Below are 11,679 nucleotides of genomic sequence, written 5' to 3'. Positions count from 1 at the left end.
TGATATAGCGGAGGAAGAAAGGGCAATACGCCTTGAATATAGCACGGACACAACGAAAGGAGGGGCAGCATGGCGGGCAGCAGAACAGAGAAGCACACAGCGGTATACCGAAACGTGAAGCGGTGCGAGTTTCATAATATCGGGGATTATATCGTAGTAACAAGCATTATAGGCGGTACAACCTTTTGTGCGTTTTTCGATTCGGGATTACACACAGAAGAAAGTATAAAAAGGCGTGGAAGTATTAAGTTACATTCCATTTACGCAAAACATTAAAAACAGGAGGACAAGGAACAATGAACGCAGTAGACCACAACAATGTAGTAATTTTTGATGATAGAGGGATTCCGTCTATCATGTGCAGATTCGCAAGACCAAAGGATGCCGAAGAGGTCCCAGCAGTATTCAAAATCGGGGATAAGGTGGCGGATGCCATTTACATATCCAAGTACCCGAATACCGTAATTAACGGCAGAGCCTACAGTATGCCAATGGCAGACCCGACCGCAAATATCACATTTGACGAAGCGGTACAGGCTTGCAGATGCAAGGGGGCAGGTTGGCATCTTATGACCGCCGTAGAGTATGAATACCTGTTAAATCAGAGTAGGGAAAAAGGTACAATGCCACACGGTAACACCGATTGGGGCAAGGATTATTACCACAAGGACGAACAAGGCAAAGTAAGCAACTTTGGACGGACATATACAGGTACAGGACCGGTTACATGGAATCACGACCATACACCTTATGGAGTATCAGACCTTAACGGTAATGTATGGGAATGGTTGGCAGGATTAAGAATTAAGGACGGAGTAATAGAGTTTATCCCGGACAATAAAGCAGCATCCCCATATTGTGACCTGTCAAAGGATAGCACCGAATGGCAGCAGGCGGAAACATCCAAGGGACCGGTAAGGGCAAACGTGGAATGTGGAGAAATCACAATTACGGATACCGTGGCAGCGGATGATTATACGCCGGATTATGACGGAGTAAGAATTGATGAATTAGAGGTTGAGTTATCAGAGATTCCACAGGCACTTAAAGACTTGGGAATTATCCCGGATAAAAGAGCAGAGGAAGAGAATAAGACCTATGTATACTTTGATGCCACAGAGGGCGAATATTTGCCTATCCGTGGGTCGGCGTTCAACCTTGCTTCCAATTCGGGTCCGTCCGCTCTCAACTTGGGTAGCCCTCGTTCCGGCTCGAACGGCATCGTTGGTTTCCGATCCGCTTTTTATGAGGTAAACGGAAAACTGATTACTGAATAACTGTTAAGGGGTGCGGTAGCACCCCTGTAAGCATAAAAGGAGTGAAACAATGACAAATAAAATCAGATGTGCTGATTGTAAATATTGCAAAAGTTTAAGACCTACAGGAAACACTAGAAGCAATTTTTATTGCGAGCATCCAAACCATGAATATATCAGAAAATACTATGCGGAACACAGGATATACAGATTGCAGGGGTTTATAGGATTTGGTGCGAGATATTCAGAGGAAGTACCTGTAAAGACCTCTCCGGCATGGTGTCCGAAGAAAGCAGAGGGAAGCAATGAATAGAACGGAATTAGAGAAACACTTAGGCGAATATGTAGATATAAAAATATTTGACGGAAGCGTTTACAGAGGTACTTTACGAAAGACAGGAACGGAAGAGGTAAAGAATGACCCGAATTTATATCTAAAGAGCAATTATTACTTTTTGGCACATAAGGGAACATACATAACTAATTCCTGTTTATTCAGAGTATCACATATCAGAAGCCTAAAGGTTTTAAATGGAGGTATAGAGTAGTGAAACCAATAAAAAGAAAGTACAAGCCTACAATCGTATGCGATAAGTGCCATAAATCCATAGGAAAGATAAAGCCGAGTTATAAGAAAGTCGGGGAAATCGAATACAGGTATTGGCGTTGTAGGCATTGCAGTACCGTATATGTCATATCCGCCACGGATGCAGAGTTAAGGAAAAAGATACAGGAATACCAAGAGTTTATAGACGGGTACAAAGACAAGGAAATGCCACAAGAGGAAATGCAAAAGGCACAGCTTATATTACAGACCAATGTAGAGCGTAGCCGTGAGATTAAAGAGCAGTACCCTCTTACGCTAAAACCTTGGGAAAGGTAGGGCAATGAAGTACAGAGGATTGACATACAACAGGGAAAAGGAATGTTACGAGTGGGTCTATGGTATGCCGTCTTACGGATATGAAACGGACGAGATAGCGGAGATTGGCACGGTCTACGGAGATTTTAGAGAGATATTCCCGGATACCTTGGGAGAACAGACACCTTACAGGGATAAGAACGGCAAGGAGATTTACACAGGCGATATTGTAGCCTTGGAAGTAGACGGACAGATAAGAGAATTTGTAGTAGACAAGGCAACCGTTGACAGGGAGTACAACACATTACAGGGGTTCACAGGAAAAGACGGTAGCAACACGGTAAAAGTAAGACTTGCAGATGTGGTTATATTCCGTTGGATTGACCCCGAGGGTGTGATACATCAGCTTTTACCGTGCGTGAATGAAGCAGGAGTATCCGACACGGCATCTATGGAGATTATCGGCACGATTGCAGAAAGAGGGGTACAGGAAAGTGAGAGCAAAGGCAAAAAGTAGTAGTACACCATATCCAATATGGATAGAGGGCGAATACATAACAGAACCACCAATAAGACCGAGTGACGGGGCGGTACGCCCCGCAGGTCATTATATAGACGAGGGCGGTTATCCGGGTGCAAATGTGTATGAGATAGATATAAATACAATGTGCAGACAGACGGATGCAGCCGACAGATTCGGAAAACCAATTTACGAGCAGGATATATTGCTTTATGAAACAGCAGAGGAAATAGGATATTTCATAGTACAGGACTTGGAAATAACGGTAGACATAGTAAATGGCGAGATTATAGAGGTCGAGGATTTGGATACCGAGAATATAAAGAACATTGGAAGTATGGTAGATTATTCGGATTTTGTGGAGGGTATTAGATACCATGCAGATAACGGATTGAATATACCATATATTCCTTGCCTAAACGTACAGGTAACGGCATTGCCGTATTTTAAACTCAAATGCTTAAAATGCGGTCAAATATCGCTTAGTTGTTCGTATATGGCAAAACATAAAGGTTGTGGAGGGTATTACACGGTAGATTTTGCAACCAAGATTTACAGGGAAAGGGCAAAAGAAAAGGAACTTGCATAGTGGCTTATGCAAGTTCCCTGTTACCGCCTTATAGCGATAATTACACCTATTCAAATTATACTATAAGGCTTGCACAAAGTCAATAAAAAAGCCTTGAAATCACACGCCAAAAGGCTATAAATGAGGGCGTGTTGAGGACCTTGTATGGGGTATTAACATCTAGGACATTCATAAAATTATATACTTATATAAGATTATACTTGTATAAGTATATGGTTTAATAGGCGTACCCTTATGGACTTGTAGTATAAGGAGAATAAACGATATGGCAAACAAGAGAAAGAACTTTATCCGTGAGAAGAGGATATATTGCGGAGAGGAATACTTAGAGGTTGATATAGTAGCGGTTACGAATATGCCGGAAGTAGGCAAAGGGAAAAAAGGTAAATCCTCACAGGCTCAAAAAAACCTTAATGACAAGAGAAGTAAAAGAAGATTCGTACAGATTGCCAATACTAATTTTGGTACAAATGATTTTCATATATCAGCTACATACAACAATGAGCATTTGCCTATGTCCTTGGAGGAAGCGGAAAAGAATGTGCATAACTACTTAGACCGCATAAAAAGGAAAATGAAGAGGGAAACAGGCGAGGATTTAAAGTATATGCTTGTTACCGAATACACCCCGGAAGAGGAAGAGGGGCAGCTTACGTTACAGGGGATTGATGCGGACGATAAGGCAACAAAAGCCGTAAGAATCCACCACCATATAATTATCAACAACGGAGGGTTAGACCGTGACGATTTGGAGTTAATGTGGAGTACCACAAGGATAAATTGGAAAAAGGCAAACGACCCGGAATACAGAGCCAAGGCAGATTATTACGGATTCGTGAACTGTGACAGATTGCAGCCGAACGAAAACGGATTAGAGGGCATAGTAAATTACATAAACAAGCGTAAAAAAGGCTGCAAAAAATGGTCTACATCAATGAACCTTAAAAAGCCAAAGGTAAAGAAAAACGACCATAAATGGAGTTTTAGAAAGCTACGAGAGTACGCAAAGACCCCGGAAGATAAGGAGGTATGGAGAAAGTTATATAAGGGGTATGAGCCTACCAAGATAGATTTTGAATACAACGACTATACGGGGTGGAATTGCTACCTACGATTGCGGAAAGTGAGGGATTAAATTGATTGCAACGATTGATTTTGAAACAACAGGATTAAAGGCAGGAGAGGACGAGGTATTACAGGTATCAATTATTGATGAAAATTACAATGTCCTGCTTAATGCTTATTGCAGACCGAACAATAAAGAAAGTTGGGAGGATGCACAGGCGGTACACGGCATTACTCCGCTTATGGTAGCCAATGAGTTACCGTTTGAAAGATATGTACCTACGGTGCTTGATATTCTAAGTCGTGCGGATTATGTAATAGCATACAATTACGCATTTGAGGACAGGTTTTTAAGAGCATACGGTATTGAAGTGAGCCGTGAGAAATGGTTTGACCCTATGCTTACATTTGCGGACATATACGGCGAATGGGATAGTTACCACGGTAATTATAAGTGGCAGAGCCTTACCAAGTGTGCGACATACTACGGTTACGAGTTTAAGGCCCACGATTCCTTGGAAGATGTAAAAGCAACCCTGTATTGCTATAAAAAAATGGGAGAGGACGTAGAAAGGAGAAAAGGGAAATGCTGATAGGTGGAAAAGAGTACAAAACAGGACAGCGGATTAAGATAATCAATGCAAAGTCCATATTGCATTACAAGTACGGAATGACAGGGGATTGCAACAAAGATATGACAGGAATAACGGGAGTTATCACGGCGGAATCAACTTATGATGAATATGCAAGGGCAGAATTAAGAGTAGACGAGCCACACAGCGAGCATTATAGAAATGGAATGACAAGGCTATTTTGTGATGATGAAATAGAACTATTAGAAGAATAGGAGGGGAGGAAAATATAATGCTGATATTACCGATTGAGGGTAAATGGTTCAATATGATTCTTTCCGGGGATAAACGAGAGGAATACAGAGAGATTAAACCGTATTATACAACGAGGTTTAAGAAAATATTTGAAATGCACCCAAACTCAAATATTCCTACAGGACTTGATAAACAGTTAATAGGATTCAGAAACGGATACGGCAGCAGTAGACCACAGTTTACCGCATTATGTTCATTGGATGTTAAGGCAGGTAAGGAAGAGTGGGGAGCAGAACCCGGAAAGGAATATTACACACTACACATTCACGAAATCAGAGAAAGGAGCGGTTGTTAATATGCAACAGGCGGTATTCATGGCACATTGCCCTTATGAGTTGGGCGATATTGTAGAGGTTGCCATAATTGAGGGAATGGCTATTACAGGATACCCGAGAAGATTAGGCACGGCAGAAATGCAGATAACGGACATTATCACGGAACACAGCTTAAAGAATGGCACGGTATCATTTATTTACGAATTGGACGGTAAAAAGCGTATGCGGTTGATACCGTGGAATGAATTAACAAAAAGGAGCGAAAAACATTGATAAATCAAGGATTTGTGACCGATTCGGACACGGAAAAAGAATTAAAGAAGTGGCAGCAGGCAAGAACCACGGCAGTAGATGAAGATAAATTAAAGCAGCAGTATAAAAACAGGCTCAACAATGCACAGGGGCAGCACTTTGAAAGAGAAATTTTAGCCGGGTGCAGAATGTACGAGAGCCACGGAATAGCAACTATTGATAAAACACCCGAACCATTCAGAGTAACAAGTAAGAACCACAGGACAGGAGAATTTACCGGGCGTTTCAGTACACACGCACAACCCGACTTTCAAGGGACCTTATACGGTGGGCGTTCGATAATGTTTGAAGCCAAGAGGACAAGCAAAGACAGGATAACCCGGAATGTGCTTACAGATACACAAATGGACGTATTGGAAAAGCATAGCCGATTAGGGGCGTTATGCGGGGTGTGTATCTGTATACAGGATGATTTTTTCTTTATTCCGTGGAATGTATGGCGTGACATGAAAGAAATGTACGGCAGGCAGTACCTAAAGCCGGACGATATAGAGGAATACAAGGTTAAGTTTGACGGTGCGGTACATTTTTTAATGCACACCGAGGAATTGAAAGGAGCATACGAAAATGCAGAGCGAAAAAGATAAAATTATGGAACTGTTGACCGTAACAGAGGTTAAGGAGGGTGGAGAGGTAACATTTACAGACCGTTCAATAGAAATCTTACAGGAATTAGGGCAGCAGTACAAAGAAACACCGCTTTTTAAGAAATCAAGACAGGATAACCCGGATTGGGAGGGGGATGCCAATGCAGGCTTATTATTCGTGTATATGTGCGAAAGACTGACGGAAGCAACAAGCAGAATACATACAATTATGGTTTGCAAGTTAATGATTCCTCTGATTTGGGAGAAGTTGGAGCAGGAGTTACAGGAAACGGAAGCAGTAGCAGATAAGAAGATTGAAGAGGACACAGCACAGGGAGGGTTATTAAGTGCGACTTAACGGAATTGTAGGGGCAGAGATTCCGTATTACAAGATGATGAATAAAGCAATGCCAGGACCGGCAAAGGACACCAAGAGAAAACCAAAGAACGGCAGACTTACAGAGATTGACCCAAAGACCAACAAACCGAGATTAAAAAGCGGTGTACCGATAAGCCGGGCGGTAGAAGTCCTTTATATGTTTGAAAATACGGACGTATTGCCTTATCAGATTGAGGAAATGAAAGTAACCATAAGCAACCTACAGACAAGGGTTAAAAAGTTGGAGGATTGGCAGGAATGAAAACAATAATAACAGCAATCTTAATTATCGTTGCCGTGGCAGCAGTATTATTTATTCTTCCGTTCGCTATTATGTTTTTCTCTTATGTATTCGGTATTGATATGGACGAGAACGGTGGATTACATGAATGTATCGGGTGTCCGTATAGAACTTGCCCCGATTGTGAAAAGGATTGCAAAATATACAAGAGGTATCAAAAGAGATTAGCAAGAATGGAAGAGGACAAAGAACAGGAAAGATACTTACAGGAATACGCCAAGAGAAAACAGGAGAAGAAAAACAGAAAGGAGGGTAAGCGTTGAAACAATTAACACTAGGCAGCCTATTTGACGGTATCGGAGGTTTCTGCTATGCAGCAGGCATACCGAGCGGGATAGATACAGGATGCACCATTAAACCGTTATGGGCCGCAGAGGTAGAACCGAATTGTATCGACATAACAAGATACCGTTTTAAGGATGTAATGCACGTTGGAAGTGTTACGGAACTAAAAGGGGATGAAATACAACCTGTGGATATTATAACCTTTGGAAGTCCTTGCCAAGATTTGAGCATAGCCGGAAAGAGAAAAGGACTTAAAGGTAATCGTTCCGGGTTATTCATACACGCAATAAGAATTATAAGAGAAATGAGGTTAGCAACAAATGGACAATATCCAACTTTCATTATTTGGGAGAACGTACCCGGAGCTTTTTCAAGTAACGGCGGAGAGGATTTTAGAGCCGTGCTTGAAAAAGTCACAAACGCCAATATTCCAATGCCTGCAAGTGGCAAATGGGCAACCGCAGGAATGGTTAGAGGGGGGGAGGTTGACACAGCTTGGAGAATCCTTGATGCTCAATATTGGGGAGTACCCCAACGTAGAAAACGAATCTACCTTATCGGAGATTTTGGAGGACAACGTGCCGGAGAAATATTATTTAAGTCCGAAAGCGTGCTTGGGTATACTCCGAAGAGCAAAGAGCAAAGGGCGGAAGCTGCCGGACAATCTACGAATAGCCTTAGAGCAGAAAGTAGCCGAGGGGGGGGAGGTTTTAGGTCTTGATTTTGCACACGCTGACAGCGTGGTAAGAACCTACAAAGATATTACCCCAACCTTAGTACAGAATATGGGGCGTGGCGGAGGTCAAACGCCTTGCATCATGTACGAAGAGAAACGGAGCGTAATACCTTTAAGGGATGAAGTTACAAGAAATAAGGCAAGCAACGGATTAGGCGTTGGAAAGGTCGGGGGACCTTGCCCGACACTCACAACGGCAGATATTCACAGCGTATTTTACGAAGCCTACCAACACCACGGATACAGGGAGAGCGATACAAGCGGAACATTAACCGCAGGACAGAACAATACCGTAAGGGGAGATACCCCATTGATTGTAACCGATAAAAAAGCCTTTGAAGAGAATCAGCACGGAGGATACAGGGAAACACAGATTAACGGCACTTTAAGGGCAGCGGGGGGGGTCTTACGGCGGAGGGTCGGAAACTCTGATAACAGAGAGTACAAAGACAAAGGGGAATATCCCTAGCACTCCGAAGAAAAGTATTAAAGACCTGTTAAAGAAAGCAACACAGAAAGTTGTATACATAATCCGCAGGCTTACACCTGTTGAGGGAGAGCGATTACAGGGATACCCGGACGATTGGACGAAATACGGAGCAGACGGCAATATTATAGCCGATACGGCACGATACAGGGCAATAGGCAACAGTATATGCGTATATTGTGCGGAAAGGCTCTATATAGGCATTATACGAATCCTACAGGAGGAAGAAAAGGACAATGAAAGAAAAGACGAGAGCCTTTTATAAGGCAGTATTTAAGTATTGGTGGAACGAAAGAGTATTGAAGTTCTTTAGAAAATAGGAGTTGGTACACATGAAGAAATGTAGCTTATGTGGAGAAAAGGCATTGGAGGGCATAGAGATATGCCCGGAATGTCTGAAAAAGGCAGCAGTTGACCCAAGACAGATAAAGAGGTTACGACAGATAAGCAACATATTAAGCATAACGGCAGACACGGACACGAATATAAAAGCCTGTATGCAGAGTATAACAGAAATTGCGGACGATTTGGAAAGGGGCAGTTATGGCAAAGAAGAGAAGAAACAGGAAAGTAATACCATTCCAACAGGAAAGGACATTGACATATAACAAGGCAAAGCCGAACCGACAGGCAAGGAGATTAGGAATTAAACCCGAAGAACCAAAGAGAGAAGAGAAAAAGACGGTAAGCAAGGCAGCAGTATTAAGCCAAAAGGCGAAACAGGCAAGAGAAGCACAAAAAAGAATCACACCGCCGGGAATGACATACGGAGAATATATGGAATATCTGAAAGACAAAAGGCAGCAGTTGGAAGAGAAGAAAAAGAACATACATGAATGATACTTATATAAGTATACAAGTTGCACAAAAGATTGATGTACTTATATAAGTATATTTGTTAATTATCCCGGGTTGTAAATATACTTATATAAGTATATAATAAAATCATCAAAGGAAAGCAAGACGGAGGTAAGAAACAATGAGAAAATTTGAGGTAGGAAAAAGATACGGAGAAAACGCAGTAGTATTTGAGATTATAAAGAGAACAGCAAAAACAATTACATACGCACCAATTTACCATGCAGGAAGATATAACGAAAGCAAGAGAGAAGAAAAAACGGTAAAGATTCGTGATTGGGGCGATAGAGAAGTATTTTTTACAACAGGACACGAAACAGTAGAAGCGTAAAGAGCCGAAACGGTAAGGGGCAACCGCCCCGAGCCGTCAAGACAGGTCGGCAACCTGTTTTCTGACGAGGGCAAGCCAATAGCCGTAGCAGGGATAGAGTGAAAAAATAGCAGTGGGTACGCCAACTAGAGAGCGTGCAGTAAGTCAACAGGTTTTTAGTAATTTTTTAATGCGAAAAATTGCAACGCCTATCACATAGCCGGGAAAGGCGGTGGATATATGCCAAGAAGTCCACCCGAAAAGGCTATTGCACACCTTATAGAGTGCCTAAGCCTTTAGAGATTGTATAAAGTGTGCAATGCACACGCAGGAGGTAGCCTATGGAAAAAATACCAATGACACAGGAGGATAGGGATTATTTCAAAAGCGGAGTAAGAACCCTATGCGGTATCGAGGTAATACAAGCTAAAAATATCATAAATGACCCGGAATTAAAGGTAGTATTCACTTCCGAGGATTTGGACTTTATGAACAAAGAACTTGGTAGACAGGCAGGGGCGGTATTTGCCCGAATCCTTAGAGCAATTAAGAAAATGGACTTTAAGGAAGCACAAAGAGTAATCACAGGAGGTAAAAACAGATGAAAACTATTGCAATTATTAACATGAAAGGCGGATGTGCCAAGACAACAACAAGTGTAAACATGGGGTACATCTTGGCAGAGGATTACGACAAAAAGGTATTGATTATTGATAATGATAAGCAGGGCAATTTATCTAAGGCGTGCGGTGTATGGAATAATGAAGCACCGAGTTTTGCGGATGTACTTACAGGAGATAAGACATTAACGGATGTAATGCAGCTTGGAGCGAATGGAAACATTGCGGTAGTACCTGCCAATATGAGCCTTTTAACAGCAAACCTTGCGGTAATCAAGAATGAGGAAATAGACCAAGTAACAATACTGTCTAAGGAATTGGAAAAGGTAAAAGATATATTCGACTACTGTATTATTGATTGTCCGCCAGATATAAATATATCTGTTATCAATGCTTTAGTGGCAGCAGACGAAGTTATTATACCGATTAAGATTGACGGCTACGCATTTGACGGCATGAAAGAGTTAGAGGAACAGATAAACAACGCAAAGCAGCTTAACCCAAAGTTAAAGTTTAGAGGATGCCTTGTAACAATGTTCTATAACCGTGATGTATGCAGACAGGGGGAGGAATACTTACAGAATCAGAGATACCCGGTATTCAGAACACACATTAGAAGAACAGAAAAGGCGGACGAGGTTACATTTACCACACAAAGCCTTATGCAGTATTCTCCAAGGTCGGGAGCAGCAAGAGATTATAAGACATTCGTTAAGGAGTATTTGGAGGGATAGAATGGTATACAGAAACAAGGAGGGATATGCTGACCCCACAGCCGGGGCAGCAATCCACGAAGCAGAACCAAAGGCAAAGAAAAAGGAATACAACCCGGAAGTGACAAACCTTGTAAGCGTATTAAAGCAGATGATAGATATTGCAGGGTATGAAATGGTCGGACGTATCGTATTGAGAGATAAAGACACGGGAAAGGAGTATAGATAGTGGAGATAGGAAAAGGAAAAGTGATAGAACCGTTAGAAACAGAAGAACCATTAAGAATATTCGCAAGACCGGACAATATGGTACAGATACCATTATCCGAATATAAGCGATACATAGAAGATACCATAAAAGGTCCTACAGTAGAAATACCGCTTAGTGAGTATATGAGCCTTAGGGAAGAGGTGGAAAATCTAAGGATAACAGTAGAACGCCTTGACCGTGAAAATATGGAAATGAGGAGTAAGGAGCGAGTAAACAGAGAAGTAACCAACATTGTAGAAAATGCAGAAAAAAGAATATTAGAGGAAATAAAAAAAGTGACCGAATCGGACACATTGAGAAGAACGGAGGTTTAAGATATGGCAGGATTCAACATTAACGATTTACTTAATGCAAAAAGCAAAGGGG

General features: G+C 41.8%; 26 protein-coding genes. All 26 read left to right on the top strand.

Annotated features, from left to right (window positions below):
- Positions 1-69: 69 nt before the first annotated feature.
- The 26 genes from ACQY63_RS12105 (at position 70) to ACQY63_RS11980 (ending at position 11,627) form a co-directional block, all read left to right on the top strand.
- A complete protein-coding gene (locus ACQY63_RS12105) occupies positions 70-276 on the top strand; it encodes a hypothetical protein (protein WP_022368602.1) in 207 nt (68 codons plus the stop codon).
- A gap of 20 nt (positions 277-296) precedes the next feature.
- Positions 297-1,277 (top strand): SUMF1/EgtB/PvdO family nonheme iron enzyme, encoded by a 981-nt coding sequence (locus tag ACQY63_RS12100; RefSeq protein ID WP_428245303.1) that lies wholly within the window; start codon positions 297-299, stop codon positions 1,275-1,277.
- Positions 1,278-1,326: 49 nt separating this feature from the next.
- On the top strand, positions 1,327-1,569 hold the full coding sequence (locus tag ACQY63_RS12095; RefSeq protein ID WP_428245302.1) for a hypothetical protein: 243 nt from the start codon (positions 1,327-1,329) through the stop codon (positions 1,567-1,569).
- Entirely contained in the window at positions 1,562-1,804 is a 243-nt protein-coding gene (locus ACQY63_RS12090; protein ID WP_428245301.1) for a hypothetical protein, read from the top strand. The genes ACQY63_RS12095 and ACQY63_RS12090 overlap by 8 nt, the downstream gene beginning before the upstream one ends.
- Positions 1,804-2,139, top strand: a complete 336-nt coding sequence (locus ACQY63_RS12085) for a hypothetical protein (RefSeq protein ID WP_428245299.1) — start codon at positions 1,804-1,806, stop codon at positions 2,137-2,139. The genes ACQY63_RS12090 and ACQY63_RS12085 overlap by 1 nt, the downstream gene beginning before the upstream one ends.
- 4 nt (positions 2,140-2,143) lie before the next feature.
- The gene (locus tag ACQY63_RS12080; RefSeq protein ID WP_428245298.1) at positions 2,144-2,635 is read left to right on the top strand and encodes a hypothetical protein; all 492 of its coding nucleotides are present in this window, start codon (positions 2,144-2,146) and stop codon (positions 2,633-2,635) included.
- A complete protein-coding gene (locus ACQY63_RS12075) occupies positions 2,613-3,227 on the top strand; it encodes a hypothetical protein (RefSeq protein ID WP_428245297.1) in 615 nt (204 codons plus the stop codon). Before ACQY63_RS12080 ends, ACQY63_RS12075 begins: the two co-directional genes overlap by 23 nt.
- 265 nt (positions 3,228-3,492) lie before the next feature.
- Positions 3,493-4,362 carry a hypothetical protein gene (locus ACQY63_RS12070; protein WP_428245296.1) on the top strand — a complete coding sequence of 290 codons (870 nt, stop codon included), beginning with the start codon at positions 3,493-3,495 and terminating at the stop codon, positions 4,360-4,362.
- 1 nt (position 4,363) lies between these two features.
- On the top strand, positions 4,364-4,885 hold the full coding sequence (locus ACQY63_RS12065; RefSeq protein WP_428245294.1) for an exonuclease domain-containing protein: 522 nt from the start codon (positions 4,364-4,366) through the stop codon (positions 4,883-4,885).
- Positions 4,879-5,139, top strand: coding sequence for a hypothetical protein (locus tag ACQY63_RS12060; protein WP_428245293.1), 261 nt, complete (start codon positions 4,879-4,881; stop codon positions 5,137-5,139). Before ACQY63_RS12065 ends, ACQY63_RS12060 begins: the two co-directional genes overlap by 7 nt.
- A gap of 17 nt (positions 5,140-5,156) precedes the next feature.
- Complete coding sequence (locus ACQY63_RS12055; protein ID WP_428245292.1) at positions 5,157-5,474, top strand: ASCH domain-containing protein; 318 nt, start codon at positions 5,157-5,159, stop codon at positions 5,472-5,474.
- A 1-nt stretch (position 5,475) separates the two neighbouring features.
- Positions 5,476-5,727, top strand: coding sequence for a hypothetical protein (locus ACQY63_RS12050; RefSeq protein ID WP_022369212.1), 252 nt, complete (start codon positions 5,476-5,478; stop codon positions 5,725-5,727).
- Positions 5,724-6,353, top strand: coding sequence for a Holliday junction resolvase RecU (locus tag ACQY63_RS12045; RefSeq protein ID WP_227080365.1), 630 nt, complete (start codon positions 5,724-5,726; stop codon positions 6,351-6,353). The genes ACQY63_RS12050 and ACQY63_RS12045 overlap by 4 nt, the downstream gene beginning before the upstream one ends.
- Positions 6,334-6,711 carry a hypothetical protein gene (locus ACQY63_RS12040; RefSeq protein ID WP_428245291.1) on the top strand — a complete coding sequence of 126 codons (378 nt, stop codon included), beginning with the start codon at positions 6,334-6,336 and terminating at the stop codon, positions 6,709-6,711. The genes ACQY63_RS12045 and ACQY63_RS12040 overlap by 20 nt, the downstream gene beginning before the upstream one ends.
- Positions 6,701-6,994: a hypothetical protein gene (locus tag ACQY63_RS12035; protein WP_087758556.1), complete on the top strand. Its 294-nt coding sequence runs from the start codon at positions 6,701-6,703 to the stop codon at positions 6,992-6,994. Before ACQY63_RS12040 ends, ACQY63_RS12035 begins: the two co-directional genes overlap by 11 nt.
- A complete protein-coding gene (locus tag ACQY63_RS12030) occupies positions 6,991-7,296 on the top strand; it encodes a hypothetical protein (RefSeq protein ID WP_087758557.1) in 306 nt (101 codons plus the stop codon). The genes ACQY63_RS12035 and ACQY63_RS12030 overlap by 4 nt, the downstream gene beginning before the upstream one ends.
- Positions 7,293-8,039 carry a DNA cytosine methyltransferase gene (locus ACQY63_RS12025; RefSeq protein ID WP_428245290.1) on the top strand — a complete coding sequence of 249 codons (747 nt, stop codon included), beginning with the start codon at positions 7,293-7,295 and terminating at the stop codon, positions 8,037-8,039. The genes ACQY63_RS12030 and ACQY63_RS12025 overlap by 4 nt, the downstream gene beginning before the upstream one ends.
- Before the next feature lie 97 nt (positions 8,040-8,136).
- Positions 8,137-8,523 carry a hypothetical protein gene (locus tag ACQY63_RS12020; RefSeq protein ID WP_428245289.1) on the top strand — a complete coding sequence of 129 codons (387 nt, stop codon included), beginning with the start codon at positions 8,137-8,139 and terminating at the stop codon, positions 8,521-8,523.
- Positions 8,483-8,806, top strand: coding sequence for a DNA cytosine methyltransferase (locus ACQY63_RS12015; protein ID WP_087758595.1), 324 nt, complete (start codon positions 8,483-8,485; stop codon positions 8,804-8,806). Before ACQY63_RS12020 ends, ACQY63_RS12015 begins: the two co-directional genes overlap by 41 nt.
- 67 nt (positions 8,807-8,873) lie before the next feature.
- Entirely contained in the window at positions 8,874-9,149 is a 276-nt protein-coding gene (locus ACQY63_RS12010; protein WP_087758558.1) for a hypothetical protein, read from the top strand.
- Positions 9,085-9,381, top strand: a complete 297-nt coding sequence (locus tag ACQY63_RS12005; protein WP_428245288.1) for a hypothetical protein — start codon at positions 9,085-9,087, stop codon at positions 9,379-9,381. The genes ACQY63_RS12010 and ACQY63_RS12005 overlap by 65 nt, the downstream gene beginning before the upstream one ends.
- Positions 9,382-9,520: 139 nt before the next feature.
- Positions 9,521-9,730: a hypothetical protein gene (locus ACQY63_RS12000; RefSeq protein WP_087758560.1), complete on the top strand. Its 210-nt coding sequence runs from the start codon at positions 9,521-9,523 to the stop codon at positions 9,728-9,730.
- A gap of 320 nt (positions 9,731-10,050) precedes the next feature.
- The gene (locus ACQY63_RS11995) at positions 10,051-10,314 is read left to right on the top strand and encodes a hypothetical protein (RefSeq protein ID WP_087758561.1); all 264 of its coding nucleotides are present in this window, start codon (positions 10,051-10,053) and stop codon (positions 10,312-10,314) included.
- Positions 10,311-11,063, top strand: coding sequence for a ParA family protein (locus tag ACQY63_RS11990; RefSeq protein ID WP_087758562.1), 753 nt, complete (start codon positions 10,311-10,313; stop codon positions 11,061-11,063). Before ACQY63_RS11995 ends, ACQY63_RS11990 begins: the two co-directional genes overlap by 4 nt.
- Position 11,064: 1 nt before the next feature.
- The gene (locus tag ACQY63_RS11985) at positions 11,065-11,271 is read left to right on the top strand and encodes a hypothetical protein (RefSeq protein ID WP_087758563.1); all 207 of its coding nucleotides are present in this window, start codon (positions 11,065-11,067) and stop codon (positions 11,269-11,271) included.
- On the top strand, positions 11,271-11,627 hold the full coding sequence (locus ACQY63_RS11980; RefSeq protein WP_428245287.1) for a hypothetical protein: 357 nt from the start codon (positions 11,271-11,273) through the stop codon (positions 11,625-11,627). The genes ACQY63_RS11985 and ACQY63_RS11980 overlap by 1 nt, the downstream gene beginning before the upstream one ends.
- Positions 11,628-11,679: the final 52 nt, after the last annotated feature.

The organism is Eubacterium sp. Marseille-QA0814, from assembly GCF_965119675.1.
Taxonomy (GTDB): Bacteria; Bacillota; Clostridia; order Lachnospirales; family Lachnospiraceae; genus Eubacterium_G.
The sequence above is the reverse complement of the archived record's forward strand: the minus strand, read 5'-3'. Positions and strand labels throughout refer to the sequence as shown.